This is a genomic window from Micromonospora sp. AKA38 (assembly GCF_027925725.1).
Lineage (GTDB): Bacteria > Actinomycetota > Actinomycetes > Mycobacteriales > Micromonosporaceae > Micromonospora.
Genome location: NZ_BNEI01000002.1, coordinates 975,035 through 1,000,734, shown reverse-complemented (window position 1 = coordinate 1,000,734; position 25,700 = coordinate 975,035). Strand labels below are relative to the sequence as shown.

Below are 25,700 nucleotides of genomic sequence, written 5' to 3'. Positions count from 1 at the left end.
CCATGCTGACCATGACCGACAACGCCGTCCTGGTGATCCGTGACCTCGCCGCCCAGCAGGACGTGGCCGACGCGGGTGGGCTGCGCATCGCCGCCGACACCGAGGCCGGCGCGCTCTCCATCGAGCTGGTCCCGGCGCCCGTGCAGGGCGACCAGGTGGTGGACGACCAGGGTGCGCGGATCTTCCTGGACCCGGACGCCGCCGAGCTGCTCGACGACACCTCGGTCGACGCGGTGGTGGACGAGGAGGGCGTGGTCCAGTTCGGTTTCACCGAGAAGGAGTGACTCAGCCGGCGCGGCGGGCCTCCCCGCCGCGCTGCGGCCGGCCGGCGCGCCCCCACTCCGGCGCGTCCTGGCCGGGCCGCCACGAACCGCCGCGCTGCTCCCGGTCCGGTCGGACCAGCGCGGCCAGCACGTGGGCCAGGTGGTGTGACGTGCTCCAGGCGATCCAGTTGGCCGGCGAGCCCGCACCCGCGCCGCGCCGGGCCCGGCGCAACACCTCGTGGTCGCCCCAGGAGAAGCCCGACCCGGCCGCCGGCCAGTGCGGGGCGGCGACCAGCGTGCGGCACAGGTCGGCGAGGCGCTCGTCGCCCCGGCCACCCCGCCGGCACCAGCGGTAGATCCACCACGCGCCGTGGTCCGCCCACCGCAGCGTCGGCAGCCGGTCGCCGGGCGCGTCCGCGTCGCGTGCCGCGCAGCCCACCCCATAGTCGGCGTAACCCAGTCGCAGGTCGGCCAGGCGTTGCCAGAGCAACCAGTCGTAGCGGTCCAGGCGTACCGGCTCGTCGACCGGGAGCCGGGACAGCGCCGGTGGCATCCCGCCCGCCGCCACGGTGACCGTGCGCCAGGCGTGCCGCCGGGCCCACTCCGCCGCGCGTCGCACCCGTGGCTCGGCCAGCCGGACGTCGGCCAGGCAGCACACGTCGCCCGCGTCCAGCAGCAGGTCGCACTGCTCCGGCACCAGCCCGGTGGACCGCCACACCCGTTCCGCCGCGGCGGTGGCGGCGTCCGGGCCGACCCGGTCCGGGCCGACCCGGTCCGGCCCGATCCGCAGCCGGACCACCGCCCGGCCCGCCCCGGCCCGGGCCGCCGCGCCGTGCGCGCCCAGCCGCCGGTCACTCTCCGCGAGCCCGATCACCGGCATCAGGGGTACGCCCCAGTGGACCGGGTCGTGTTCCGGGGTGTCCGGCAGCGCCGACACGTCGACGGCCGGCAGGAGCGTGGTGGGCAGCCGTCGCAGCGCCGCCACCGGGTCCGGCTCGTCCGCCGGCACGTCGACGATCGGGGCGAGCAGCGCGGCGGCGGTGTCGTCGAGGTGGGCCAGGGCCTCCAACTCGCCCCGTCGGCCGGCCAGCACGGGACGGTAGACCGGGTCCGGCGGCCAGCCGCCGGGTGCGGACACCATACTTCAATGTAGCGGTTCGATTGCTCTCCGTCACCACCTCCTTCCGGGTGGTCAGCGTCCCCGTTGACACGGCGGAGGGCACGGTGGTGGCATGGTCTCCGCGGGCACGGCCGGGCATGGACGGGCAACCATGACCACCCCTGAGCCGCCCCGTGCCCGGGTCGGCCCGCCCGGAAGGCCACCCCATGACCCCGCAGTCCCGCCTCCGGCTCGGCGCGGCCCTGACCGCCGCCGCGGCCGCGCTGCTCGTCGCCGGTCAACTGCCCGCGCTCGCGGTCGACGACCCGCCCGCGCCGGTGACCGGCAACGCCACCCACTTCGACGGCCTCGGCTCCCCGTACGGCGGCTGTGGCCTGCCGCAGTCCGAACTGGACTCGCCGGACTTCGTCGCGCTCAACGTCTACGACCTGCCCGGCGACTACACGTCCTATCCGGTCCGGCCGCTGCCACCGGACCAGGCGAGCCGGATCGGGCTGTGGAACAACGGCCTCAACTGCGGCCGGTTCGTCCGGGTGACCATCGGGGACCGGTGTACCGGCACCAACGACGGCGCGCCCGGGCAGCCGTTCTGCCGCAACGGCTCCTGGGTCGCCGACGGCTACAACGGCGCCACCCTGACCATGGTGGTCGCCGACTCCTGCGGCGACGGCAACGCCTGGTGCCGGGACGACCGGAACCATCTGGACCTGTCCACCGCCTCGCTGAACCGCTTCGCGCGCGGCGGTGTCCCGGTCGGTGACCTCTATCCGAGCCACTGGAACAACCGGCAGGTCTCCTGGTCGTTCGTGCCGGCGCCCGGCTACTCCGGCGACCTCCGGATCGCGTTCCTGCGCGGCGCCCAGCGGTACTGGCCGGCCATCGCGGTCTCCCACCTGCCCAACGGCATCCACGGGGTGGAGTACCTGGCCGACGGGGTGTGGCGGGCCGCCACCATGAACAGCGACATGGGCCAGTCGTACGTGCTCGGCGCCACCACCGCCGGCGGCGTCGACTTCCAGATCCGGGTGCGGGACGTCACCGGCGCGCTGGTGGGCGGCGGCCGGGTGTACCGGTTCGCGCTGCCGGCCTCGTGCGGCGGCACCTGCTCCGCCGCGTACACGCCGGTCAGCTACACCACGTCGGACGGCCCGTCGGCCCCGCCGAGCGGGTCGCCGAGTCCGACCGCGTCGCCGAGTCCGACCGCGTCGCCGAGCCCGACCGGGTCGCCGAGCCCGACCGGGTCGCCGACCGGATCGGGGTGCGCGGCGGCCTGGACGGTCACCGGCGCGTGGGCCGGCGGCTTCCAGGCCGAGGTGACGGTCCGCAACACCGGCACGTCCGCCGCCACCGGCTGGCGCAGTGAGGTCGCCTTCGCCGGTGGGCAGCGGCTGGTGAACGCCTGGAACGCCGGCGCGACGCAGTCCGGCGCGCGGGTGACCGCGACGAACGCGTCCTGGAACGGTGCGCTGCCGGCCGGCGGCACCACCAGTTGGGGTCTGGTCGTCTCCGGCGACAACCAGCCGCCGACAGAGGTGAGTTGCACGCTGCGGTGACCACGGCGGGGCCGGGCGCGGATCCGCTCCGCACCCGGCCCCGGCCGGCGTTCAGTCGTCGTCGCCGTGGCGACCGTGGTCGTCGTCCCGGTCGTGCGAACCGTGGTCGTCGCGTCCACCCCGGTCGTCGCGTCCACCCCGGTCGTCCGTGCCGGCCCGCTGCCGCTCGGCCTCCAGCACGACGCCGGTCGCCCGGTCGACCTTGACCTCGTGACGCCAGCCGTCGCGGGTGACCTTGACGCTCCACGCCGGACGGCCGTGCTCGGTCTCCGCCTCGATCTCGGTGACCCGGCCACCCCCGGTGCGGGCCAGCGCCACCTCGGCGGCGCGCTGCCGGCTCACCGTGCCGCCGGCCGCCCGCGCCGGACCCGCGTCGTCGTCCGTGCCCCGGCGGGCCGGGTCGTCCTCCCGACCGGTGCCCGCCGGGGCGCGGTCGTCGTCGGCCGTGCCCCGGCGGGCCCGGTCGTCCCCGCCGCCGGTCGCCGACCGGGCCGGGTTGTCCTCGCCGCCCGTGCCGGTCCGGGCCGGGTTGTCCTCGACGGTCACGGCGGCCGGGGCGGTGCGGCCGGTCGACCGGTCCGCCGCGGTCGTGCCGAGCGCCGCGCCGGTCACCGCCAGCACGGCGACTCCACCGGCCGCCGCCAGCATCAGGGAGGTACGTCGCATGGTTGCCACCTTTCCTCGGTTCGTGTCGTCGAGACTGCGCGCCGGACGGTCGGGGCCGCGCTAGCCGACAGACAACGCCGGGTTAAGGCGTGTGATCGTCGTCGGCCGGGAAAATCGCTGTCCGTCGCCGGAGCACGGTGGTAGACAGCCGGGGTGTCCGAGACGTTGGAGTTTCCCGAGCTGCTGCGGTTGATCGACGAACGGTCGACCGCGTTCCGGGCGGCGGTCGCCGCCGCGCCCGACCTGGACGTCCAGGTGCCGACCTGTCCGGAGTGGACGCTGTTCGACCTGGCCCGGCACCTGGGCGAGGGGCGCCGATCCTGGGCCGCCACGGTGGCCGCCGGGCCGGGTGCCCCGGCCAAGGTGGTGCCGGCCGGCCCGCCCGCGCCCCGGGAGCGGGCCGCGCTGCTGGACTGGCTGGCCACGTCGACGCGGCAGCTCCTGGACGCGCTGCGGGCGGCCGGCCCGGACCGCGGCTGCTGGACCTGGTGGGGGACGTCGCAGTCGCCGTCGACCTGTGGTGCGGTCGCCCGGCACCAGCTCCAGGAGGTCGCGGTGCACACCTACGACGCCCAGCTCACCGTGGGCGACGCGCAGCCGCTGCCGGTCGAGGTGGCACTCGACGGGGTGGAGGAGTTCCTGTTCACCTGCTGCACCACCACGGCCGGCTGGCCGCACGGGCCCGCCTCCGTCGACTACCACAGCACCGAGGGCCGCTCCTGGCGTCAGTCGCTCTCCGCCGACGGGGTGACGGCCGCCCGCCTGCCCGATCCGGCCGGTGGCGCGGGCCCGGCCGACGCCGCCGCCCACGGCACGGCCGGCGACCTGGTCCTGTCCTTCTACGGCCGCATCCCGCTGGACGCGCTGAAGATCGACGGTGACCGGGGCCTGTTCGACAAGCTCGTCGAGTGGGAGCCGGAGTAGGGCGCGGGGCCGTCAGGCAGACGGCGCGGCACCGAGCCGGAGCACCACCCGGGCCCCGCCACCGGCGGCGGCCGACAACTCCAGCCCACCGCCGCTCGCGCGGGCGGCCCGCTCGGCGATGTCCAGACCGAGCCCGGTCGACCCGGCCCGGCTGGCGCCGCGTCGCACCGGGCCGGGCGGCAACCCCGGGCCGGCGTCGGCCACGGTGAGCGCCACCCGGTCCGGCTCCGCCGCGAGCCGCACCGTGAACGGGGTGCCGTCGGGCGTGTGGGCGAAGACGTTGCCCAGCAACGCGTCCACGGCGGCGGCCAGCTCGTCGCCGCTCAGCCGCACCGGTAGCGGGCCGGGGTCGAGGTCGAGCGTCACGGTCCGGCCGGTGTCCTCCGCGAGCACCGACCAGAACGTCACCCGCTCGCCGACCACGGTGGCCGCGTCGCAGCCCCCGCCGGTGGCCGCCGTGCCGCTGCGCCACCGGGCCCGTTGGATCACCCCGGTCACCGCCCGCTCCAGCCCGTCCGCCGCCGCGGTCAGCCGGGCCGCGTCGTCCGGGTCGCGCAACGACTCGGCCTCCAGCCGCAGCGCCGTCAACGGGGTACGCAGCCGGTGGGACAGGTCGGCCACCTGTTCGCGTTCCTCGCGCAGCAGGATCTGGATCCGCTCGGCCAGGTGGTTCAACGCGCCCGCCACCTCGCGCAACTCGGCCGGCCCGGCCGGTTCGACACGCGCGTCCAGCTCCGCGTTGGCGAGCCGGTGCGAGACGGCGGACAACGCCGTGATCGGCCGGACCAGCGTGCCGGCCAGCCGGTCGGCGACCACCAGGCCGACCAGCACGAGCAGCGCGCCGAGCAGCGCCAACACCAGCCAGGCGCGGGTCACCCCGGCGGTCAGCTCGGCGCGGGGGACCAGCGTACGGATCACCCCGGTCCCCTCCGGGCGGCCCTGCACCGCGACCACCACCTCCCGCCCGGCGGCGGACTCGACGGTCAGGCTCTGCCCCCGGGCGGCCAGCGTGACCGCCGGGGTACGCGGCGCCGGCGCGCCGAGCACCGTGCCGTCGGCGAGGAAGACGCTCACCTCGCGGCCGGTGTCGACGGCGAGCTGGTCCGCGGTCAGCCGGACGGTCTCCGGCGTGGCGGTGCCGACCACGGTGACCAGGAGCTGCACGTCGGCGGTGGCCCGGGCGGTCGCGCGGTCCGCGGCGACGGTGCGCACCAGCACGGCCAGCGGCACCAGGAACGCGACCATGACGAGCACCCCGACGGCCGCGACCAGCAGGGTCAGCCGGCGCCTCACCGGTCCTGCTCCGGCACGTCGAGTCGTACCCCCACGCCGCGCACCGTGTGCAGGTAGCGGGGCGCCTGGGCGCTCTCGCCGAGCTTGCGGCGCAGCCAGGACAGGTGCACGTCGACCGTCTTGTCGGCGCCGCCGTACGGGATCCGCCAGACCTCGGTGAGCAGTTCCCGCTTCGTGACGACCTGCCCGGGGCGGCCGGCGAGGTGGTGCAGCAGGTCAAACTCGCGTGGGGTCAGCTCCACCGGCGTGCCGTCCAGCGTGACCTGCCGGGACCGCCTGTCGATGCGTAGCCCGCCGAGCACCAGCGCCGCTTCCGTCGCGCCGTCGCCGGCCGAGCGGCGCAGCACCGCGCGGATCCGCGCGTCCAGTTGCGCGGCGGTGAACGGCTTCACCAGGTAGTCGTCCGCGCCGGCGTCGAGCAGGCGCACGATCTCCACCTCGTCGTCGCGGGCGGTCGCCACCACGACCGGCACCGGGCTGACCGCGCGCAGCATCCGCAGCAGCTCGGCGCCGTCCAGATCGGGCAGCCCGAGGTCGAGCACGACCAGGTCGGGCCGGTCGTCCAGGGCGTCACGCAGCCCACCCAGGGCGGTCGACGCCGCGGCGACGGCGTGCCCGTACTCCCGGAGGGCGCGCAGCAGCGGAGTGCGGATGGTCAGGTCGTCCTCGATGAGCAGCAGGCGCGCCACGCAAGGGAGGGTAGCCGTTCGGCGGGCCGGCGACGGGGTCCGTTAACCGGACCTTAGCGTCGCCCTACGACCGGCCCGACCCGGCGCGGGGCAGACTCGGGGCATGGATCGCCGTACCCTCCTCGCCGTCACCGGCTGGCTGGCCACGACCGTGGCGGCCACGCTCGTCGGGCTGGCCGCCGTCGACCTGGCCGGCGCGGGCATCACCGGCACCGCGGGCGGGGTGCGTACCGAGCGGGACGTCGCCCGCGCGCTCGCCGTACCCGATCCGGGGGCGGGTGGCGCGACGAGCGTGAGCCCGGTCGCGACGCCGACCGGGACGCGGTCCGGCGCCGCGACGCCGACCGGCGCCCAGCGGGGCTTCGTGACGGACGGCGGCAGCGTGCTCGCCGAGTGCGGGCCGGGCGGCGTGCGCGTGGTGGCGTCGTCCCCGGCGCCCGGGTACCTGACGAAGGACGCCGACCGGGGGCCCGACGATCACGTCGAGGTCCGCTTCGTGGGCGGTGGTCGGGAGTACGAGGTGCGGCTGCGCTGCCGGGGCGGAGTGCCGACACGGGACCCGGAGGACTGAGTATTCGCAGCTCAGAGCCGTTGACTGTCCAAGATCGGACAGCGCTGTCGGTGGTTGGTGGGCGGTGGGGCGACATAGCTTCGAGGAGCAGGGGGAGTGATCGCCGCTGATCGCCCGACGCATCACGAACGCCTCCTGCCGGCGTACCGGTGGGAGAGAGGACCACCATGTCCAGCCCCAGATCGAGGAGGGGAGCGACCGGCCAGCCCACCCCGAGCGCGCGGGAGGCCGCGTACGTCGACGCGCAGATCGACTCGTGCTCGTCGGCCGGGCTGCCGCCGACCGCCCGGGTGTTGTTCGCCGTCGTCGACGCGAACGGCACGCTGGTCCGCGGCCTGGGCGCCACCTCGGCCACCCGGCTCGCCGCCGGGATGTACCAGGTGGCGTTCGACCAGGACGTCGCCGGGGCGGCCTACGTCGGGACCGTCGGCCCCGCCAGCGGGGGCGGGCTCGCCCAGCAGGGCGTCATCACGGTGGCCCCCCGGGTTGGCATCGCCAACGCGGTCTTCGTCGAGACGCACGCCGCGAGCGGGCACGCGGATCGGCCGTTCCACCTGGCTGTGCTCGCCTGAGCGGGCCGGACACGAGCGCACGGCGCCGCACGACCGTCCGGTCGTCACGTCGCCGCGCTCTGGCCGTCTCCCACCGTCGCAGCCGTACGGCGGTACGTCAGCGGGGACCTGGCTCGACCGGCCCAGCTCGCAACCGGTCTTGTCGACTGCTGATGCCCGTCCGGCGGGGGTCCAAACCTGACCGGCGTGGGGAATTCCACCATCTGCCAGTCCCGGCGTGCTGGGCACACGAACGGGGTATGAGCGGGCCATGGAGCATTTCACGATCGCGACCGTCGCCGAGAAGAGTCCCGACTTCCGCCGCGTGCTCTGGACCGGGGAGCACACCCAACTGGTCATCATGACCATCCCGCCGGGCGGCGAGATCGGCGAGGAGGTCCACGAGGGCATCGACCAGATCCTCACGTTCGTCAGCGGCACCGGTGAGGCGCGGGTGGCCGGCGAGAAGAAGGAGGTCGTCGCCGGCGACCTGGTGGTCGTGCCGTCCGGCACGAAGCACAACTTCGTCAACACCGGGCCCAACCCGTTGGTGCTCTACACCGTCTACGGCCCGCCGGAGCACGCCGACGGCGCGGTGCACAAGACGAAGGAGGAGGCGGACGCCGCCGAGGAGGCCGGCGAGGACGAGCCGCCCACGTCCTGACTGGTGAGAAGGGGCCCCTCCTATACCTGAAGCGTTAAGAAGGGGCCCCGCCTTGCACCAGGCCGGGGTATTTGATGCCGGCGCCGGTGTTGAGGACGACGACGCGCTCGTTGGGGCGGATCCAGCCGCCGGCGCGCAGGTGCCGGGCGGCGGTCAGGCAGGCCGCGCCCTCCGGGCACAGCAGCAGCCCCTCCCGGGCGGCGAAGTCGCGCAGGTCGGCGACGATCTCCGCGTCGTCCACCGCGATCGCGGTGCCGGCGCTGTCCCGCAACGCGGCGAGGATCAGCTCGTCGCCGAGCGGGGCCGGCACGGTGATGCCGAACGCGAGCGTGTGCGCGTCCCGCCACGGGGTGGCGCGCGCCTCGCCGGCCGCGAACGCCCGCACGATCGGCGCGCAGCCGGTGGACTGCACGGCCACCAGCCGGGGCAGCTTGTCCTCGACCCAGCCCAGCTCGCGCAGCTCGTGCAGCGCCTTGTGGATGCCGATCAGCCCGACGCCGCCGCCGGTGGGGTAGATGATGACGTCGGGCACCTGCCAGCCGAGCTGCTCGACGATCTCGTACCCCATGGTCTTCTTGCCCTCGAGGCGGTACGGCTCGCGCAGCGTGCCGGCGTCGAAGATCCGCCCGCCGGAGGCGGCGACCAGCGCGGCGATCTCCCGGCCGGCATCGTTGATCAGCCCGTCGACCAGTCGCAGGTCCGCGCCGGCGGCGAGGCACTCCTGGCGGCAGATGGTCGGCGCGGCCAGCGGCATGGCGATCGTCGCGCCCATCCCGGCCCGGGCCGCGTACGTCGCCCAGGCCGCGCCCGCGTTGCCGTTGGTCGGCATGGCGATCCGCTCGACGCCCAGCTCCTTCGCCCGGCTCACGCCGACCGCCGCGCCGCGCGCCTTGAACGACCCGGTCGGGGTGAGCCCCTCGTCCTTGACGATCAGCTCCGCCACGCCGATCTCGTGGCCGTACGCCCGGGCGTGCCACATCGGCGTCCAGCCCTCGCCCAGCGTGGTGACGAACCGCGGATCGGCCACCGGCAGCAGTTCCCGGTAACGCCACAGGTCGGCCGGGCGGAGCCCGAACTGCTCCGGCGTCACGGTGGCGGCCACCGCGGCCAGGTCGTAGCGGGCCAGCAGCGGGGACCCGCAGTCGCACAGGTTCTGCAGCTTGTCGGCCGGGTGTTCCAGGCCGCAGCGCGGGCACTCCAGGTGCGTCAGGTGCACGGTGGTCCTCAGCTCGCGTCGATGCTCAGCCAGTGCCGGCTGCGCCGGCCCGGCTCGTACGGGGAGTCGAGGCGCTTCGCCACCACTCCGGGGAGCCGCTGCTCTCGGGCGGCCCGCAGGGCGTCCGCGCCGACACCCGGGAACCACGGCGGAGTCTGCCAGTGCGGGCCGGCGAGCGCCAGACCGTCGAGCAGGTCGCGGCGTTGCGCGTACGGCACGTCGAGGCTGGACACGCCCTCCAGCCAGAGCAGGTCGACGGCGAGGAACTGACCGTCGCGCCGGCTGGGCGGCTTGACCCGCCCGGCCGGGTCGATGCGCACCAGCACCCCGTCCAGCACCACCTCGGTGGGGGCCAGCTCCTCGGCCATGGCCCGCAGCCAGGGGTGGTCGCCGGTGATCTCCGTGTCGTCGCCGTCGAGCAGCCGGAGCCGGCCGCCGGAGACGTACGCCATCGCCCGCACGCCCGCCCAGCGCGGCTCGTACCCCCAGGCGGCGGCGTCGCGCGGCAGCCGGCCGCCCTCGGTGGCGCGCATCGGGCGGACCAGCTCGGGCATCGGCGTCCAACCCGCCGGCGCCGGGTCGGTGCGGCGGACCATCCAGTCCCGACCCCGGCCGCCGGTGGCGAACAGGACGTACCGGCCCTTGGTGCGCGCGCCGTCGAGCACCACGATCACCTCGTCGTCGCGCCACTTCTCGGCGCGGTAGGTGCCGGTGTCGTGCACGGTCATCCGCCCGCCGCCGTACTCGCCGGCCGGGATCTCGCCGTGGAACGTCAGGTATTCCATCGGGTGGTCCTCGGTGTGCACGGCGAGGTGGTTGCGGCCCGGGTCGCGGGGCAGGCCGCGCGGCACCGCCCAGGAGGCCAGCACGCCGTCGTGCTCCAGCCGCAGGTCCCAGTGCAGGCTGCGGGCGTGGTGCTGCTGGATGACGAAGCGGGGCGCGCGCCGCGCGGCCCGCTTCCGCGCCGGGGGCCGCTCGGGCACCGGCTCCGGGGTACGCGCCGCGTCCCGCTTCCGCCGGTACTCCTCCAGCCGGTCCGCCACAGCCGTATTCTCCGGCATACCCGGCGCGCGCGCCGGCATGGCGACGGCGTTGCGGGGTAGAACCGTCGACATGGACCTCGACCAGCCCACCCTTCTGCTTCCCGGCGACGTCCGGATCCCGCTCCTCGGCTTCGGCACCTGGCAGGCCACCGGCGAGGACGGCTACCAGGCCGTGCTCGCCGCGCTGGACGCCGGCTACCGGCACCTCGACACCGCCACGATGTACGGCAACGAGAAGGAGGTCGGGCGCGCAGTCGCGGAGAGCGGGCTGCGCCGCGAGGACCTGTTCATCACCACGAAGCTGCCGCCGGACCGGGTGGGCCGGGAACGGGAGACCATCGAGGCGAGCCTGGCGGCGCTGGGCACCGAGTACGTCGACCTGTGGCTGGTGCACTGGCCGCCGTCCGCGCCCGGCGACAGCATCCCGGTCTGGCGGGAGATGCTGGCCGCCCGGGACGAGAACCTGGCCCGCGCCGTCGGGGTGAGCAACTACTCGACCGCGCAGCTCGACGAGCTGATCCAGGCCACCGAGGAGACGCCCGCGGTCAACCAGATCCGGTGGAGCCCGTCGCTGTACGACCGGCAGACGCACGCCGCCCACCGGGACCGGGGCGTGGTGCTGGAGGGCTACAGCCCGTTCAAGACCAGCGACCTGTCCGACCCGGTGCTGGCGCGCATCGCCCAGGCGCACGACGTCTCGCCGGCCCAGGTGGTGCTGCGTTGGCACATCGACCACGAGATCGTGGTGATCCCGAAGTCGGTCACGCCGGAGCGGATCCGGGCCAACGCCGACGTGTTCGGGTTCTCGCTGACCGCCGAGGAGATGCGCGACATCGACGCGCTGGGCGGCTGACGCCGCGTACGCGGAAGGGGGCGCGGTCCGGTGCGGACCGCGCCCCCTCGTGTCGCGGTGGTCAGCCTCGGGCGCAGGCGGTTCCGTTGAGGGTGAAGCTGCTCGGCGCGGAGAAGCTGCCGTTCAGCGTCGCCTGGTAGCCGAAGTTGGTCGACGCGCCGGGGGCCAGCGTGCCGTTGTAGTCGACGTTGCGCGCGGTCACCGCCGAGCCGCTCTGCGACACGGTGGCGTTCCACGCGCTGGTGACGTTCTGCCCGGAGGGCAGGTTGTAGTTGAGCGTCCAGCCGTTGATCGTGCTGTTGCCGGTGTTCTTGACCGTCACCTCGGCGGTGAAGCCGTTGTTCCACACGTTCGTCGACCGGTAGGTCACGGTGCAGGCCGAGCTGCCCGAGGGCGGCGGCGTGGTGGTCGGCGGCGTCGAGGTGGGCGGCGGGTTGCTGCCCCCGGTGTTGACGCTCTGGGAGAACGAGTTCACGGCCAGGCCGACCCCGCCCTGCCAGGGCTCGAAGCCGGCCTGGATGCTGGTGAGGTACCAGTCGTTGGTGATCGCGCCCCGGTTGCGGGTGTCGTTGATGAACGCCAGCGCGTCGAAGCTGAAGCTGGGGATGGCGGACGGCGCCACGTACGAGATGACGTTGTTGGAGCCGTTGCTGCCCCGCCAGACCTCCCAGGTCCGGCCCGCGATGTTCGTGTTGCCGACCGGGGAGCCGATGGGCTGGATCGAGCCCTGCCGGTTGAGCCAGATCATGATCTCCATCTGGTTCACGCCGTCCTTCTTGGGCGACGGGTCGAGCCAGATGTCGTACGCGGCGTCGTAGATCGCGCCGCTGACGTAGTTGTAGCTGATGCTGGCCGGCGCGCTGCTGATGTTCTTCACCTGCACCGGCAGGTTGGTGCCGGGGGAGCAGTTGGTGTAGTGGCAGCCCACGAAGATCGACGGGTAGGAGACCGGTGCCCCGTTGGTCGGCGCGGAACCGTCCGCCCGGGTGATCGAGAAGCCGGTCGAGGTGACGTTGATGCACTGCTGGGCGCTGGTGCCCCAGCGGTTGTTCTGCACCACGTACTTACCACCGATGGTGGTGGAGCCGTACTGGTCGCAGATCTGGGTGTCGGCGGAGGCGGTGCCGCCGAGCGCGACGGCGACGATGCTGCCGGCGGCCAGCAGGCCGGCGGCGGCGAGGGCCCGGAGTGAACGCTTCATGATGCTCCTTGAGTCGGCGCGGGGGCGCCGGTGGTGTCGAGGGATACGTGCGGGAGCGCTCCCATGTTCACCGGAACACATTTACATGTTTGAAATCGATACGCAACTGAACCGGTTAAGAAGCGTCAGGAGGGGGCCTTCGGCACTTCCGTGGGCCCGGTCGCAGCGAGTAGTGTCTTGCCTCCAACGCGTTCCGACCCCCTCCGGAGGCGTACCCCACGATGGGTGGTTCTCCCCTGCGCATCCTCGTCGTCGGCGCGGGCGTCGCCGGCCTCGCCGTGGCCCGGGCGCTGCGCCTGGCGGGGTTCCGGCCGGACGTCACCGACCGGCTGCCGCCCGGCGAGCGCACCGACACCGGCCTCTACCTCCCCGGCAACGCGGCGCGGGCGATGCGCCGACTCGACCTGGACGGGCCGCTGCGACCACTCGGTGAGGTGATCCACCGGCAGCGCTTCCTCGACGCCGCCGGCGCGCCGCTGTGCGAGGTCGACCTGGACACGCTCTGGGCCGGGGTGGGGGAGTGCCGGGCCCTGCCCCGCGCCGAACTGCACCGGGTGCTGCTCACCGGCGCCGGCGGCGCGGTCCGGCACGGCGCCGAGGTGAGCACCGTCGACCCCCACTCCGCCGGCGTCACCGTCGGCTTCACCGACGGCACCGGCGGCGAGTACGACCTGGTCGTCGGCGCGGACGGACCCCGCTCCGCGGTCCGTACGCTGGCCGCCCTCGGTGGTCCGCCCCGCCCCGCCGGGCAGGTGGTCTACCGCGCCGTGGTGCGCGACGGCCCGCCGGTCACCGACTGGACCGCCCTGCTCGGCCAGCGGGCCGGCTTCCTGATGGTGCCGCTCGGCGCCGGCCGGCTCTACTGCTACGCCGACGAGGCCGGCACCGCGCTGCCCGCCGACCCGCTCGCCCGGCTGCACGAGCTGTTCGACGGCTACGGCGGCCCGGTGCCCGAGGTGCTCGCCGCGCTGGAGACGGTGCACGTCGAACGCACCGAGGAGGTCGAGCTGGGCCGCTGGTTCCACGGCCGGGTGCTGCTGGTCGGTGACGCCGCTCACGCCGTCGCGCCGACGCTCTCCCAGGGCACCGCCATGGCGCTGGAGGACGCGGTCGTGCTCGCCGAGTCGCTCCAGGCCGCCGGCAGCGTCGACGCCGCGTTGATCGCGTACGAGAGTCGGCGTCGGCCGCGTACCCGCTGGGTGCGGGACCGGACCCGGGACCGCAACCGCACCCGCGACGTGCCGCCGGCGCTGCGCGACCCGTTGCTGCGCGGACGCGGCGGTCGGATCTTCGGCGAGCACTACCGGCTTCTCACCGGCCCGCCGTAGAAGCGCCGAAGATCGTAGCCGCCCACCCCACGCGGCGGGGCCACCTACCGGGGACTATCCTCCTTGCGGATGACGGCTGCGCCGATGACCAGCGCGCCGAGCGGGACAACCCAGAACCGGAGGCCACTCGTGACCACCGTCGCACCCAAGCCGGTCGTGACCCGGCCCTGGCCGGTCCGCGAGCCGGTCAAGGGGTCGGCCCTCGCGCGGCTGCTGCGCACCACGGACGCGAAGCAGATCGGGATCATGTACATGGTCACCGCGTTCGCGTTCTTCATGATCGGTGGCCTGATGGCCCTGATCATGCGCGCCGAGCTGGCGCGACCGGGGCTGCAGTTCCTGTCGCCCGAGCAGTACAACCAGCTCTTCACCATGCACGGCACGATCATGCTGCTGTTCTTCGCGACGCCGATCGTGTTCGCCTTCGCGAACTACGTGGTGCCGCTGCAGATCGGCGCGCCCGACGTGTCGTTCCCCCGGCTGAACGCGTTCGCGTACTGGCTCTACCTCTTCGGCGGCACGCTGGCCGTCGCCGGCTTCGTCACCCCCGGCGGCGCGGCCGACTTCGGCTGGACGGCCTACACGCCGCTGAGCAGCGTCGAGCACTCCCCGGGCGTCGGCGCCAACATGTGGGTGGTCGGCCTGGCCATCTCCGGTCTGGGCACCATCCTCGGCGCGGTCAACCTGATCACCACGATCCTGACCCTGCGCGCGCCGGGCATGACCATGTTCCGGATGCCCATCTTCACCTGGAACATGCTGGTCACCAGCCTGCTGGCCATCCTGGTCTTCCCGCTGCTGGCCGCCGCGCTGTTCGCGCTCGCCGCGGACCGCCTGCTCGGCGCCCACGTGTACGACCCGGCGACCGGCGGCCCGATGCTCTGGCAGCACCTGTTCTGGTTCTTCGGGCACCCCGAGGTCTACATCGTGGCGCTGCCGTTCTTCGGCATCATCACCGAGATCATCCCGGTCTTCTCCCGGAAGCCGATCTTCGGCTACAAGGGCCTGGTCGCCGCCACCGTGGCCATCGCCGCGCTGTCGATGAGCGTCTGGGCGCACCACATGTTCGCCACCGGCCAGGTGCTGCTGCCGTTCTTCAGCTTCCTGAGCTACCTGATCGCGGTGCCGACCGGCATGAAGTTCTTCAACTGGATCGGCACCATGTGGCGGGGCCAGGTCACGTTCGAGACGCCGATGCTCTGGGCGATCGGCTTCCTGGTGACGTTCCTCTTCGGTGGTCTGACCGGGGTGCTGCTGGCCAGCCCGCCGATCGACTTCCACCTGCACGACTCCTACTTCGTGGTGGCGCACTTCCACTACGTGCTGTTCGGCACCATCGTGTTCGCGGTCTTCGCCGGCATCTACTTCTGGTTCCCGAAGATGTTCGGCCGGATGCTCGACGAGCGGCTCGGCAAGATTCACTTCTGGCTCACCATGATCGGTTTCCACACCACGTTCCTGGTGCAGCACTGGCTGGGCGCCGAGGGCATGCCCCGCCGGTACGCCGACTACCAGGCCGACGACGGTTTCACCACGCTGAACATGGTCTCCACCATCGGCGCGTTCATCACCGGCATCTCGACCCTGCCGTTCATCTGGAACTGCTGGAAGTCGTACAAGACCGGCCCGGTGGTCGAGGTCGACGACCCGTGGGGCCACGGCAACTCGCTGGAGTGGGCCACCACCTGCCCGCCGCCGCTGCGGAACTTCGACCGGATGCCGCGGATCCGCTCCGAGCGGCCCGCGTTCGACGCGAAGTTCCCCGAGCTGGCCGCCGGGCAGAGCGTCGCCGGCCCGCCGGAGGGTGGCGCCAAGCCGCTGACCAGCGAGGTCAACGGTGGTGCCAGCTACCAGGAGGACACCGCCGGGAACCTCGACCAGCGCTGACCCGATCAGCCCACGCCGGGCGCCGCACCCCTCCGGGGCGCGGCGCCCGTCGCCTTTCTCTCCCCCTCACCCCGCCCTCGCCCCGCCCTCGCCCCGCCCCCGTTGATCAAGAAGTTTGCGTCGGCGATGGCCACCGAACTGACGCAAACTCCTTGATCAACGGAGTCCGGCCCAGCCGACGAAGCGGTCGAACAGCTCGCCGGGGTCCGGCACCATCAGCAGCAGCAGACGCGCCGGTTGGCACGGCCATGGAGCCGAGCAGACGCGGCAGAGCCAGCGGGGTCGCATCGGAACGTGCGGCCGCATCGCTCGGCGACTGCGATCGGGTACGGGAGAGGAATGGGGTGCATCATTCCCCGATCGTGCTCGCGTTGTTATCGATCGTCAACCCCGATCGCTGTTACCGACCGTCGAGCAACTGGCGATACCTACCGTCAAGGGGTGGTCGAGTTCGTGGGAATCGCCGAGATCCGAGACATGCTCGGTGGCGTCTCACGCGCCCGCGCATCGGTGGTCGCCTCCCGTCGTGACTTCCCCGCCCCGTACCAGGTGCTCAGGATGGGCCAGATCTGGCGGAAGTCGGACGTCGAGAAGTGGGTCCGGGAGCACCGACCCGACCTGTCGGCCGACTGAGACGGCTGGCCGCCCTCGCCGTCACCGGCAGGCCGGCGGCTGTGGGTGCGCCTGTCGTCGCTATGGCAACAACAACCGCACCCACAGTGCACAGGCCGCACGCACGCGGCACCGGTCAGGGGAGCGCGGGGGCCCGGTCCGGCTCTGGAGTGACGGTGGCGGGCGGAGGTGCGGTGCGGCGGTGGCGCAGCTCGACCGGGAGCACGACCAGCGCCACCAGGACGCCGACCGCGCCGGTGACCGCGAAGCCCCAGGCCGGGGCGGAGGCGTCGATCACCGCGCCGGCCAGCGGCGCGCCCAGGGCGATGCCGACCGTGACGGCGGAGCCGTGCAGACCCATCGCCAGGCCGCGCACGTCGGGCGGAGCCAGCCGGCTCACCGCGTCCGCGGTGGCCGCGATGGTGGGCGCGCAGAGCGCGCCGGTCGGGATCAGCGCCAGGGCGAGCAGCCACCAGTGCGAGCCGCCCAGCCCGACCGGGATGGTGGTGAGGCTGAGCACCGCCACCAGCGCCAGCGGGGAGAACGAGCGGCTTACCGCGCCGTAGGCGAAGCCGCCCACCAGCGAGGCGACCGCCCACACGGCCAGCACCACGCCGGTCCACCCGACCTCGCCGCCGGCCCGGAGCACCGCCACCACGGCGACGTCGGTGCCACCCAGCACCAGCGTGGCGGCCAGGCTGACCGCCAGCACGGAGAGCAGGCGCGGGGTGAGCCACTCCCGACGCGGCACCGCGCGCCGCGGGCCGGCCGGATCGTCGACGCCCCGGGTCGGCGGGTTCAGCAGCCAGAAACAGATGCCGGAGGCGACGATGCCGGCACCGACCGCCCAGAGCGTGAGGCGCGGCGTGACGGTGGTCGCCAACGCCACCGCGGCCGCGGGGCCCACCATGAACGACAGCTCGACCGACATCGAGTCCAGCGCGTACGCCGGGCGGCGTTGCTCCGCCGGGACCAGCGCGGCGATGGACTGGCGGACCACCGAGAAGACCGGCAGCGCGAGCAGCCCGGCCAGGAACGCGGCGGGCAGCAGCACCGGGTAGGAGAGGGTGGGCGCGGCGGCCCAGAACACGCCCTCGACGATCGTGCAGAGCAGCAGCACCGGCCGCAGGCCGTGGCGGTCGACGAGCCGGCCGAGCAGCGGCGCGCCGATCGCCGTGCCGACGGTGGCCGCGGCGCCGACCAGGCCGGCGGCGCCGTAGCCCCGCCCCAGGTCGAGCACCACGTAGAAGGTGAGCGTCACCCCGACCGCGGTCAGCGGGATGCGGGCCAGCACGGACACCAGCAGCAGCGAGCGCAGACCGGGCAGGGCCAGCGCCTCCCGGTAGGGCTTCAGGTTCACGACGGCCGCACCTCCCGCGCCATCCTGGGCCGGAGGTGCGACAGTCGCAAGCGATTACCTGGTCAAGCGGCGTTGATCACAGGGTCGCCGACCATGGCGACACCGGCGCCGTCGAGCGCGCGCAACGCCACGTCGAGCGTCTCCGGCGCGACGGCGGCGGTCAGCTCCAGCAGCACGGTGGTCCGGAAGCCCTCCCGGGCGGCGTCCAGCGCGGTCGCGCGGACGCAGTGGTCGGTGGCGATGCCGACCACGTCGACCCGGTCCACGTCGTGCCGGCGCAGCCAGTCGGCCAGGCACTCGCCGTCGGGCGCGTGCCCCTCGAAACCGGAGTACGCGGCCGCGTGCTCGCCCTTGTGGAAGATCGCCTCCACCCGCCCGGTCTCCAGCTCGGGGTGGAACTCGGAGCCGGACGTGCCGACCACGCAGTGCCGGGGCCAGGAGTCGACGAAGTCCGGCGGGTCACCGAAGTGCGCGCCCGGGTCGACGTGGTAGTCCTTGGTCGCGACCACGTGGTCCCAGCGGTCCGGCTCGGCGGCGAGCAGCCGGGAGATGCCGCCGGCCACCCCGGCCCCGCCGCCGACCGCGAGGGAGCCGCCCTCGCAGAAGTCGTTCTGCACGTCCACGATGATCAACGCGTTCGCCATCTGGTCGGTCCCTTCTCAGGTCGCGGGTAGGACGGTCACCGGCACCGCCGGGTCGCCGCCGGAGAGCTTGAGCCCCTCCCACGGGATGGAGATCAGGCACTCTCGCAGGTGTTCCCGGGACTCGTCCAGCGTCGGCAGCGTCACCGGCTCGCCGGACACCACGTACGAGTGCTGGAGCAGCCGGTCGTTGGGCTGCCGGTCCGGCACGCCCTGCGGCACGATGACCTCCTCGGTGGCGGTGCCGGTCGGCTTGTGCCGGCGGACGGCGACCTTCCGGCCGCCGATGGTGGACTTGTGCTCGGAGCGCTTGACCACCGGCCGCCCCTCCACCTCGACCAGCTTGTAGACCAGGCCGGCGGTGGGCGCGCCCGAGCCGGTCACCACCGCGGTGCCGGCGCCGTACATGTCGACCGGCTCGGCGGCGAGCGAGGCGATCGCGTACTCGTCCAGGTCGCCGGAGACGATGATCTTCGTTTCGGTGGCGCCGAGTGAGTCGAGCAGCTCACGGGACTGCTGGGCGATCACCGCCAGGTCGCCCGAGTCGATCCGGACCGCCCGCAGCTCCGGCCCGGCCACCGCGATGGCGTTGCGGATGCCCTGCGCGATGTCGTACGTGTCGACCAGCAGCGTGGTGTCCTTGCCCAGCGTGGCGACCTGGGACGCGAACGCGGTCCGCTCGTCGTCGTGCAGCAGCGTGAACGCGTGTGCGGCGGTGCCGGCGGTCGGGATGCCGTAGCGCTGCCCGGCGGCCAGGTTGGAGGTGAACCGGAACCCGGCCAGGTACGCCGACCGCGCGGCGGCCACCGCGGCCTCCTCGTGTGCCCGGCGGGAGCCCATCTCGATCAGCGCCCGGCCCCGGGCGGCGGTGACCATCCGGGCCGCCGCCGCGGCGATCGCGCAGTCGTGGTTGAGCACGGAGAGCACCAGCGTCTCCAGCACCACGCACTCGGCGAACGAGCCGGACACGGTGAGGATCGGTGAGCCGGGGAAGAACAACTCGCCCTCGGCGTAGCCGTCGACGTCGCCGGTGAACCGGTAGTCGGCCAGCCACTGCGCGGCCCGGTCGTCGACCACGCCGGTCCGGCGCAGGAAGTCGATCTCCGTCGGGTCGAACCGGAAGTCGCGGATCATCTCGATCAGCCGGCCGGTGCCGGCGACCACCCCGTAGCGGCGGCCGGCCGGCAGCCGCCGGCTGAACACCTCGAAGACGCAGCGCCGGTCGGCCGTGCCGTCCTGAAGCGCGGCGCTGACCATGGTCAGCTCGTAGTGGTCGGTCAGCAGCGCGGGGCGAAGAGTGCTCACCGCCCCAGCCTAGAGTTCAGGCCGGATCCGTGCCGTCGTGCCCCGGCATCGAACCCAGCGCGGCCCGCAGCTCGCTACGGCGGGTGACGCCGAGCTTGCTGTAGACGCGTTGCAGGTGGTTCTCCACCGTGCGGGTGGAGAGGAACAGCCGTTCCGCGATCACGCGGCTGGTCAGCCCGGTGGCGGCGAGGCGGGCGATCTCCCACTCGCGGTCGCTGAGCGCCGGCCGGAGCAGCCGTAACGCCGGGGTGGAGATCTCGTCGCAGCGGCGCAGCAGGTCGGCGAGACGTTCCCGGGCCGCCCCCGGACCGCCGGCCCGGGCGTCCCGCATCCGGTGCAGCGCCATCGCGGTCGCCTCGGCGGCGTAGACGACCAGCTCCCGGTCGGCGAAGCCGTCGGCGACCGCGAGCAGGTCGTCCGGGGAGCCGTCGAGCGCGGCCCGGGCATACCGGGCGACCAGCGGCGGCAGCACGCCGTCGATCTGTTCGGAGAGTTCCGCCAGGCGCTGCGCCACCGAGCGCCGGCCACCGTCGGTGCAGGTGGGGCCGACCGGGGCGGCGGCCTGGTCGAGCCGGACCAGGTCGAGCAGGACGAGCATCTCGTGGCCGGCGAGGCCGTCCTCGCGCAGCCGGTCGGCCAGCGCGCAGAGGTGCTTGACGGCGCCCGGCAGGTCACCGGCCACCGCCTGCGCGGCGCCCCGGGCCTGCTCCAGCCACGGGTAGAGGACCGCCATCCCGGGCGCGTGCGTGCGGTCCGCCTCGGCCATCGCCTCGGCGGCGTGCGCCGCGTCCCCGCGCAGCGCCGCGGCCTGGGCGCGCTCGGCGTGGGCCAGGCCGGCGTAGACCCGGCTGGTGGTGAGCACCGCGCAGGCGCCCAGGCTGGTCCGGAGCGCGTCGCCGCCGCGCCCGCGCAGCCGTGCCGCGTACGCCTGGAGGATGGCCAGGTAGCCGCTGCCGAGCCGGAAGTCGCCGGCGCCGGCCAGGTCGGCGAACTCGTCGGCGACGATCGCGTCGATGCCGGCCAGGTCGCCGGAGAGCGCCAGCCGGGTGCCCCGGGCCAGTTCCATGGCGAGCTGGAGGTAGGGCATGTCGGAGCGCCAGCACGCCGCCTCGGCCTGCACCCGGGCGATCGCGGTGGCGCTGCGACGGTACTGCCCCTGCGCGGCCTGGAGGTGGGCCAGCGTGCAGCGGGCCAGTTCCCGGGCCGCCATCGGCGCGGCGGGGCGGTCCAGCACCTCCTGGGCCAGCCGCACCGCGACGTCGACGTCCAGCCGGTGCAGCCGCATGATGGCCTCGAAGGCGCGGACCCGGGCCCGGTCGGCGGGATCGGCCAGCTCCGCGCCGCGGGCGGCGATCTCCTCCACCGTGGACTCCCGGTTGAGCCCCCAGTAGCTCACCATGCCCCGGACGGTCAGCCAGCGGCTGCGCCGCCGGTCGTCGTGGATCTCGCCGGCGACCTGGTCGAGCACCCGGATCGCCTCCTCCGGCCGGTCGCCGAACATGAGGATGGTGGCGAGCAGTTCCGCGGCGTCCGTGCCGCCGCCGGCCTCCAACGCGGCCCGGGCCAGCCGGGTGGCCAGCGGCACGTCGTACCGGCCGAACGCCTGCACCGCGGCGTCGAGCAGCAGCGTCACGTTCTGCGCCGTACCCGAGTCGAGCCGCCACACCGCGACCCGCAGCAGATCGTCGCGACGGCGCTTGCCGACCTGTTCCAGCAGCTCGGCCAGGGTGGCCTGGAGCCGGCGGGTGCGGCTGACCGGGCAGTGCCGGCGCATCACCTCGCCGTAGAGCGGGTGGGCCAGCCGGACGTTGAGCCGCCGGTCGTCGCGGACCATGGCGATGAGGCCGCGTTCCTCGGCGGCCTCCACGTCCGCCGGCTCGACCGCCCGTTCCAGCAGGTGCAGGCCCAGCGGCTCGCCGAAGGCGACCAGCTCCACCACCGCCCGGACGCCCGGGGTCAGCCGCCCGATCCGGGTGTCGATCAGGTCGGTGAGGCTGGGCGCCAGCTCCAGCCGGCCGGTCCACCGCCAGATCCCGTACCTGCGGTCGAGCTCGTCGCCGGCGGCCAGCACCAGCTCGCGCAGCAGCAGCGGGTTGCCGGCGGAGAGCCGGAACAGCCGGTCGGAGGAGCCGGCGTCGACCGGGCCGCCGAGGATCGCGGCGAGCAGGCCGGTGGTCTCGCTGCGGCCGAGCGGGCCCAGCTCGACCAGGTCGACCAGGTCGTCGGTCCACAGCGCGCGGATCGGCAACGGGATCTGCTCGCCGTTGCGCAGCGTCCCGATCACGGTGGCGTTCTCCGAGCGGGCGACCAGGTGCACCAGCGCCGCCGAGGGCGGGTCGAGCAGGTGCGCGTCGTCGATGGCCAGCACGATGGGCCGGCCCGCGGCCTGTTCCTGGAGCAGATCCACCGCCCAGCGCAGGATGCCGGCGGGGGAGAGGCCCTGCGGTTGCGCGGCGGGGAGCACCTGGACCAGCCCGCCGAACGGCAGCGCGGCGGTGGTGGCGCTGGCCGCGACCGACCAGATCGCGAAGCGCTCGGGGGAGAGCGCGGCCACCCCCTCCCGCAGCAGGCGGCTCTTGCCCACCCCGGCGTCGCCGCTGAAGAGCAGGCCGCGCCCGTCCGGACCGCCGATCGTGGATGACAGCCGGTCAAGTTCATCCGCTCGGCCGACGAACTCCCACCTGGTCATCGAGGCAGCATATCGATGGAATGCCCTCCGCGTGCACGCCGTCACGCAGTGAAGTTGAGTAATCTGGCAATTACTCCTGAGTACCGGATGTGTTCGGTGTCGGATGGCCGACACCCGTACTCTTCCGACATCCCCGCCGGGGACAGTTCCCGCGACCGGGCCGCGCCCGGCCGCCTCAACGGGAGGCCGTCTGATGAAGCCGGGTCCACTCCCTTCGGTCGACGTGCCCGATCCGGGCGACCGCGCCGAGCCGCCGCGATGCGCCGCGCTCCCGACCCGCCTCGGCGTGACCGCACCGGGCCCGGACGAGCCGCTCGCCGTGGTCGCGGCCGGCCCGGCCGGCGCCGGTCGGCGCGAGCTGGTCGCCGGTCTGCTCGGGGTGCCGGCCGGGGCGCTGGCCGTGCCCGTCGGCAGCCACCTGCTCGTCAACCACGCCAAGGTCGCCACCCGGGCGGCCGGTGTCCCGGGCTACCGCCACCCGCTCGCGTACGGCGTCGACCCGCTCGCCACCGGTCCCGCGCTGGCCCGGCCGCCGCGCCGGGTCGAGCTCAGCCTGCCCGACCCGCTGCTGCGGCACTTCGCGGTGCTCGACACGCCGGACACCGCCGCGCTGGGGGTGGCCGGTGGCCGGGTGCTGCGGGACGCCGTGGGCCGGGCCGGCGCGCTGCTTTTCGTGATCGCCGCCGACCAGGCGTTCAGCGCCGCCGAGCTGCACCTGCTGACCGAGGTGGCGCGGGCGTCGGTCGAGGTGTTCTTCGTCGTCACTCCCGGCGGGACCGGCTGGGCGGTGCCGGCGGACGGCGCGACGGCGGAGGGCACGGGGGCGTCCGTGCCGTCGCCCGGCCCCGCCGGCCCGCCCGGCCCCGCCGGCCCGCTCGACTCGGTGGCGGTCTCCATCGCAGCCCACCGGGCGGTGCTGTTGGCCGCGGTGCCCGCGCTCGCCCGGGCCCGGTGGTTCCCGGCCCGCCGCTCCGAGCTGCCGAACCTGCGCCGGGCGTTGGTCGGCTGGGCCGCCGGCGAAGGGCTGCGGCGGGCCAGCGCCCGGCCGCCCGAACCACCCGGCGCGCACGGCCGGGTGGCGGTGCTGACCGGCGTCGAGCCGGCCGAGCTGGCCGACCGGCTCGACCGCCAGGCCCGCTCCTGCGCCCAGCGGATCCGCCAGCACCTCGCGCTGGAACTGGCCAACATCCATCTCCGGGTGGTCCAGGAGATCGTCTTCGGGGTCGGCTGCGCCGGCCTGCCGCCGTTGCTCGACCGTGAGCTGGAGGCGCTGTCCCTGCTCGCCACCGCGCAGTGCGACGAGGCGGTGCGCGGCATGGTCGACGACGCCGCCGCCCGGGTCTTCGGCGCGCCGCTCGCCGAAGGCGTACGCCGGCGGATCACCCGCGCGGTGCGCTGGGGGCTCGCCGACCATCCCGACGGCCGGGAGCTGGACCGGGTGCTCCTGGTCACCAGCACCGCCGGGGTCGCCTCGTTGGCCGGCGTCGGCGCCCTGGACGCGCTGGCCGGGCTGCCCGGCGCGGCACGCGACGAGGCGCTCCCGCCGGTCGGCGTGGCGCTGAACGGCGGCTGCTGGCAGCACTGGCGCGCGCCGGGCAACGACGACCCGAACGCCGCCCGGTCCTGGGCCCAGCGTGCCCTGCGCGAGGTGGAACTCGAACTGTCCCGCGAGGTGTCCCGTCGCTTCGAGGTGATCCGTCTCTCGCTGGGTGGAGTGCTCGCCGATGCTGTCGACCACGGCATCCTGCTCGCCTGAGGCCGGGGTCGCCGGGTGCGCGCCCGCGGTCCGGGCGGGCGATCCCGACCGCCGCGCCGTTCCGGTTCATCGGTTCGGCGGATCCGGTGGCACGATGGGGGGCATGGCGGCTCCACAGGTTGCGCCGGTCGAGACGCCGGACACCACAGAGGTGCCGGTCTCCGACCGGCCATGGGTGACCATCGTCTGGGACGATCCGGTCAACCTGATGACGTACGTGACCTGGGTGTTCCAGAAGCTGTTCGGGTACAGCAGGGAGAAGGCGGAGCAGCTCATGCTGGACGTGCACCACAAGGGCAAGGCGGTGGTCTCCAGCGGGGCCCGGGAACGCATGGAGCACGACGCGGCGCAGCTGCACGCGTACGGGCTGTGGGCGACGGTGGACCGGTCGTGAGCGTGAGGAGTGAGCCGGTGTTGCGAGCCCCGCAGTCGCGACCGAGGACGGCGCGGTGAGCATGTTCCGTCGCCGGGGCGACAGCTACGTGGCCAGTTTCGCGGTGGACGAGGTGCGGGTGCTGCGCAAGGTCGCCTCCGAGGTGGTCGGGCTGCTCACCGACGGCTTCGACCACGGCGACCCGGTGGTCGGCCGGCTCTTCCCGGAGGTCTACCCGGACGACGACGCCGGCACCGCCGAGTTCCGCCGCTACACCGAGGGTGACCTGAAGACCGCGAAGATCGACCAGGCCGGCGCGATCCTCGCCGCGTTGCCCGACGGCGACGAGGGCGGCGAGGTGCGGCTGGACGCCGAGGCGGCCGAGGCGTGGCTGCGGGCGCTCAACGACGCCCGACTGGCGATGGGCGTCCGGCTGGAGATCAAGGACGGCACCGACCTGGGTGAGGAGCTGGACGACGCGGTCGCCGCGGACCCGGCCTCGTCCCGGGTGTTCCAACTGTCGGTCTACGCCTATCTCGGGTATCTCCAGGAGTCCCTGCTCAACGCACTCATCGACTGAGTGGTGACGGCGGCCACCTCGCCGCCCGGGGCGGCCAGGCGCTAGGCTGGTCGACGTGCTGAGCATCGACCGGTCGATCATCGACGCGATCGTGGCCCACGCGCGCCGGGACCACCCGGACGAGGCGTGCGGCGTGGTCGCCGGTCCCGCCGGCAGCGACACCCCGACCCGGCACGTCCCGATGGACAACGCCGCCCGTTCGATGACGTTCTACGAGTTCGACTCGATGGAGCAGTTGCGGGTCTGGCGGGAGATGGACGACCGCGACGAGGAGCCGGTCGTCATCTACCACTCGCACACCGCGACGGAGGCCTACCCGTCCCGCACGGACGTCTCCTTCGCCGGCGAGCCGGGTGCGCACTACCTGCTCGTCTCCACCCGTGAGCCCGACACCGAGGAGATCCGTTCCTTCCGGATCGTCGACGGGGTGGTCACCGAGGAGCCGGTCGAGATCGTGGACGCCGCCGTGGACCCGAACGCCGTCCAGTCCTACATGTTCGGGCAGAGCCCGGCGACGGTCGACTACGAGTGTTCCGGCCGCTGATCCCCAGCGCCGGCATGC

Annotated in this window: 25 protein-coding genes; 14 read left to right on the top strand and 11 right to left on the bottom strand. The window is 74.1% G+C overall.

Annotated elements, in window-relative coordinates:
* The first annotated feature begins 2 nt into the window (after positions 1-2).
* Entirely contained in the window at positions 3-284 is a 282-nt protein-coding gene (locus tag TPA0908_RS08130; RefSeq protein ID WP_281936147.1) for an iron-sulfur cluster biosynthesis family protein, read from the top strand.
* A 1-nt stretch (position 285) separates the two neighbouring features.
* On the opposite strand, the gene TPA0908_RS08125 is transcribed toward TPA0908_RS08130, so the two are convergent.
* Positions 286-1,404: a beta family protein gene (locus TPA0908_RS08125; RefSeq protein WP_281936144.1), complete on the bottom strand. Its 1,119-nt coding sequence runs from the start codon at positions 1,402-1,404 to the stop codon at positions 286-288.
* 185 nt (positions 1,405-1,589) lie between these two features.
* Between TPA0908_RS08125 and TPA0908_RS08120 the strand changes: the two genes are divergently transcribed.
* Positions 1,590-2,936, top strand: a complete 1,347-nt coding sequence (locus TPA0908_RS08120; protein WP_281936142.1) for a cellulose binding domain-containing protein — start codon at positions 1,590-1,592, stop codon at positions 2,934-2,936.
* A gap of 51 nt (positions 2,937-2,987) precedes the next feature.
* On the opposite strand, the gene TPA0908_RS08115 is transcribed toward TPA0908_RS08120, so the two are convergent.
* Positions 2,988-3,602, bottom strand: coding sequence for a PepSY domain-containing protein (locus tag TPA0908_RS08115; protein ID WP_281936140.1), 615 nt, complete (start codon positions 3,600-3,602; stop codon positions 2,988-2,990).
* 153 nt (positions 3,603-3,755) lie between these two features.
* On the opposite strand from TPA0908_RS08115, the gene TPA0908_RS08110 reads away from it, so the two are divergent.
* Positions 3,756-4,526 (top strand): maleylpyruvate isomerase N-terminal domain-containing protein, encoded by a 771-nt coding sequence (locus TPA0908_RS08110; protein ID WP_281936138.1) that lies wholly within the window; start codon positions 3,756-3,758, stop codon positions 4,524-4,526.
* 12 nt (positions 4,527-4,538) lie between these two features.
* Here TPA0908_RS08110 and TPA0908_RS08105 read toward each other — a convergent pair whose 3' ends face one another.
* Together TPA0908_RS08105 and TPA0908_RS08100 are read right to left on the bottom strand one after the other, a co-directional pair.
* Positions 4,539-5,819, bottom strand: a complete 1,281-nt coding sequence (locus TPA0908_RS08105; protein WP_281936136.1) for a sensor histidine kinase — start codon at positions 5,817-5,819, stop codon at positions 4,539-4,541.
* Positions 5,816-6,508, bottom strand: a complete 693-nt coding sequence (locus tag TPA0908_RS08100) for a response regulator transcription factor (protein ID WP_281936134.1) — start codon at positions 6,506-6,508, stop codon at positions 5,816-5,818. The genes TPA0908_RS08105 and TPA0908_RS08100 overlap by 4 nt, the downstream gene beginning before the upstream one ends.
* A gap of 103 nt (positions 6,509-6,611) precedes the next feature.
* On the opposite strand from TPA0908_RS08100, the gene TPA0908_RS08095 reads away from it, so the two are divergent.
* The 3 genes from TPA0908_RS08095 to TPA0908_RS08085 all read left to right on the top strand — a co-directional run bounded on the left by TPA0908_RS08095 (position 6,612) and on the right by TPA0908_RS08085 (position 8,294).
* Positions 6,612-7,079 carry a septum formation initiator gene (locus tag TPA0908_RS08095; protein WP_281936131.1) on the top strand — a complete coding sequence of 156 codons (468 nt, stop codon included), beginning with the start codon at positions 6,612-6,614 and terminating at the stop codon, positions 7,077-7,079.
* 167 nt (positions 7,080-7,246) lie between these two features.
* Positions 7,247-7,651 (top strand): hypothetical protein, encoded by a 405-nt coding sequence (locus TPA0908_RS08090; RefSeq protein WP_281936129.1) that lies wholly within the window; start codon positions 7,247-7,249, stop codon positions 7,649-7,651.
* Between the two features lie 250 nt (positions 7,652-7,901).
* Positions 7,902-8,294, top strand: a complete 393-nt coding sequence (locus TPA0908_RS08085; RefSeq protein WP_281936127.1) for a cupin domain-containing protein — start codon at positions 7,902-7,904, stop codon at positions 8,292-8,294.
* A 34-nt stretch (positions 8,295-8,328) separates the two neighbouring features.
* Here TPA0908_RS08085 and TPA0908_RS08080 read toward each other — a convergent pair whose 3' ends face one another.
* Complete coding sequence (locus TPA0908_RS08080) at positions 8,329-9,510, bottom strand: threonine synthase (protein WP_281936125.1); 1,182 nt, start codon at positions 9,508-9,510, stop codon at positions 8,329-8,331.
* An 8-nt stretch (positions 9,511-9,518) separates the two neighbouring features.
* Positions 9,519-10,553: a DNA polymerase ligase N-terminal domain-containing protein gene (locus TPA0908_RS08075; protein ID WP_281936123.1), complete on the bottom strand. Its 1,035-nt coding sequence runs from the start codon at positions 10,551-10,553 to the stop codon at positions 9,519-9,521.
* 70 nt (positions 10,554-10,623) lie between these two features.
* On the opposite strand from TPA0908_RS08075, the gene TPA0908_RS08070 reads away from it, so the two are divergent.
* Positions 10,624-11,406 (top strand): aldo/keto reductase, encoded by a 783-nt coding sequence (locus TPA0908_RS08070; RefSeq protein WP_281936121.1) that lies wholly within the window; start codon positions 10,624-10,626, stop codon positions 11,404-11,406.
* Positions 11,407-11,467: 61 nt separating this feature from the next.
* Here the strand turns inward: TPA0908_RS08070 and TPA0908_RS08065 are convergent, their stop codons facing one another.
* The gene (locus TPA0908_RS08065; protein ID WP_281936119.1) at positions 11,468-12,607 is read right to left on the bottom strand and encodes a GH12 family glycosyl hydrolase domain-containing protein; all 1,140 of its coding nucleotides are present in this window, start codon (positions 12,605-12,607) and stop codon (positions 11,468-11,470) included.
* A gap of 221 nt (positions 12,608-12,828) precedes the next feature.
* On the opposite strand from TPA0908_RS08065, the gene TPA0908_RS08060 reads away from it, so the two are divergent.
* The 3 genes from TPA0908_RS08060 to TPA0908_RS08050 all read left to right on the top strand — a co-directional run bounded on the left by TPA0908_RS08060 (position 12,829) and on the right by TPA0908_RS08050 (position 16,455).
* On the top strand, positions 12,829-13,935 hold the full coding sequence (locus TPA0908_RS08060; RefSeq protein WP_281936117.1) for an FAD-dependent monooxygenase: 1,107 nt from the start codon (positions 12,829-12,831) through the stop codon (positions 13,933-13,935).
* A gap of 129 nt (positions 13,936-14,064) precedes the next feature.
* Positions 14,065-15,822, top strand: a complete 1,758-nt coding sequence (gene ctaD / locus TPA0908_RS08055) for an aa3-type cytochrome oxidase subunit I (protein WP_281936115.1) — start codon at positions 14,065-14,067, stop codon at positions 15,820-15,822.
* A 441-nt stretch (positions 15,823-16,263) separates the two neighbouring features.
* The gene (locus TPA0908_RS08050) at positions 16,264-16,455 is read left to right on the top strand and encodes a hypothetical protein (RefSeq protein WP_374709180.1); all 192 of its coding nucleotides are present in this window, start codon (positions 16,264-16,266) and stop codon (positions 16,453-16,455) included.
* Between the two features lie 115 nt (positions 16,456-16,570).
* Here the strand turns inward: TPA0908_RS08050 and TPA0908_RS08045 are convergent, their stop codons facing one another.
* The 4 genes from TPA0908_RS08045 to TPA0908_RS08030 all read right to left on the bottom strand — a co-directional run bounded on the left by TPA0908_RS08045 (position 16,571) and on the right by TPA0908_RS08030 (position 22,429).
* A complete protein-coding gene (locus TPA0908_RS08045; RefSeq protein ID WP_281936113.1) occupies positions 16,571-17,794 on the bottom strand; it encodes an MFS transporter in 1,224 nt (407 codons plus the stop codon).
* A gap of 62 nt (positions 17,795-17,856) precedes the next feature.
* Positions 17,857-18,438: an isochorismatase family protein gene (locus TPA0908_RS08040; RefSeq protein ID WP_281936111.1), complete on the bottom strand. Its 582-nt coding sequence runs from the start codon at positions 18,436-18,438 to the stop codon at positions 17,857-17,859.
* Between the two features lie 15 nt (positions 18,439-18,453).
* Complete coding sequence (locus TPA0908_RS08035; RefSeq protein ID WP_281936109.1) at positions 18,454-19,740, bottom strand: nicotinate phosphoribosyltransferase; 1,287 nt, start codon at positions 19,738-19,740, stop codon at positions 18,454-18,456.
* 16 nt (positions 19,741-19,756) lie between these two features.
* The gene (locus tag TPA0908_RS08030) at positions 19,757-22,429 is read right to left on the bottom strand and encodes a LuxR C-terminal-related transcriptional regulator (protein WP_281936107.1); all 2,673 of its coding nucleotides are present in this window, start codon (positions 22,427-22,429) and stop codon (positions 19,757-19,759) included.
* Between the two features lie 193 nt (positions 22,430-22,622).
* Here TPA0908_RS08030 and TPA0908_RS08025 point away from each other — a divergent pair, with 193 nt between their 5' ends.
* The 4 genes from TPA0908_RS08025 (at position 22,623) to TPA0908_RS08010 (ending at position 25,682) form a co-directional block, all read left to right on the top strand.
* Entirely contained in the window at positions 22,623-24,185 is a 1,563-nt protein-coding gene (locus TPA0908_RS08025) for a P-loop NTPase family protein (RefSeq protein ID WP_281936105.1), read from the top strand.
* Between the two features lie 103 nt (positions 24,186-24,288).
* A complete protein-coding gene (clpS, locus tag TPA0908_RS08020; protein WP_107162392.1) occupies positions 24,289-24,579 on the top strand; it encodes an ATP-dependent Clp protease adapter ClpS in 291 nt (96 codons plus the stop codon).
* Between the two features lie 61 nt (positions 24,580-24,640).
* On the top strand, positions 24,641-25,138 hold the full coding sequence (locus TPA0908_RS08015; protein ID WP_281936294.1) for a DUF2017 domain-containing protein: 498 nt from the start codon (positions 24,641-24,643) through the stop codon (positions 25,136-25,138).
* Between the two features lie 55 nt (positions 25,139-25,193).
* Positions 25,194-25,682, top strand: coding sequence for a M67 family metallopeptidase (locus TPA0908_RS08010; RefSeq protein ID WP_281936101.1), 489 nt, complete (start codon positions 25,194-25,196; stop codon positions 25,680-25,682).
* The last annotated feature ends 18 nt before the right edge of the window (positions 25,683-25,700 follow it).

Excerpts from the sequence above, each read along its gene's own strand:
- TPA0908_RS08130 (WP_281936147.1), top strand. The coding sequence starts at position 3 with ATGCTGACCATGACCGACAACGCCGTCCTGGTGATCCGTGACCTCGCC.
- TPA0908_RS08125 (WP_281936144.1), bottom strand. The coding sequence starts at position 1,404 with ATGGTGTCCGCACCCGGCGGCTGGCCGCCGGACCCGGTCTACCGTCCC.
- TPA0908_RS08120 (WP_281936142.1), top strand. The coding sequence starts at position 1,590 with ATGACCCCGCAGTCCCGCCTCCGGCTCGGCGCGGCCCTGACCGCCGCC.
- TPA0908_RS08115 (WP_281936140.1), bottom strand. The coding sequence starts at position 3,602 with ATGCGACGTACCTCCCTGATGCTGGCGGCGGCCGGTGGAGTCGCCGTG.
- TPA0908_RS08095 (WP_281936131.1), top strand. The coding sequence starts at position 6,612 with ATGGATCGCCGTACCCTCCTCGCCGTCACCGGCTGGCTGGCCACGACC.
- TPA0908_RS08090 (WP_281936129.1), top strand. The coding sequence starts at position 7,247 with ATGTCCAGCCCCAGATCGAGGAGGGGAGCGACCGGCCAGCCCACCCCG.
- TPA0908_RS08085 (WP_281936127.1), top strand. The coding sequence starts at position 7,902 with ATGGAGCATTTCACGATCGCGACCGTCGCCGAGAAGAGTCCCGACTTC.
- TPA0908_RS08070 (WP_281936121.1), top strand. The coding sequence starts at position 10,624 with ATGGACCTCGACCAGCCCACCCTTCTGCTTCCCGGCGACGTCCGGATC.
- TPA0908_RS08065 (WP_281936119.1), bottom strand. The coding sequence starts at position 12,607 with ATGAAGCGTTCACTCCGGGCCCTCGCCGCCGCCGGCCTGCTGGCCGCC.
- TPA0908_RS08060 (WP_281936117.1), top strand. The coding sequence starts at position 12,829 with ATGGGTGGTTCTCCCCTGCGCATCCTCGTCGTCGGCGCGGGCGTCGCC.
- TPA0908_RS08040 (WP_281936111.1), bottom strand. The coding sequence starts at position 18,438 with ATGGCGAACGCGTTGATCATCGTGGACGTGCAGAACGACTTCTGCGAG.
- TPA0908_RS08030 (WP_281936107.1), bottom strand. The coding sequence starts at position 22,429 with ATGACCAGGTGGGAGTTCGTCGGCCGAGCGGATGAACTTGACCGGCTG.
- TPA0908_RS08025 (WP_281936105.1), top strand. The coding sequence starts at position 22,623 with ATGAAGCCGGGTCCACTCCCTTCGGTCGACGTGCCCGATCCGGGCGAC.
- clpS (WP_107162392.1), top strand. The coding sequence starts at position 24,289 with ATGGCGGCTCCACAGGTTGCGCCGGTCGAGACGCCGGACACCACAGAG.
- TPA0908_RS08015 (WP_281936294.1), top strand. The coding sequence starts at position 24,641 with ATGTTCCGTCGCCGGGGCGACAGCTACGTGGCCAGTTTCGCGGTGGAC.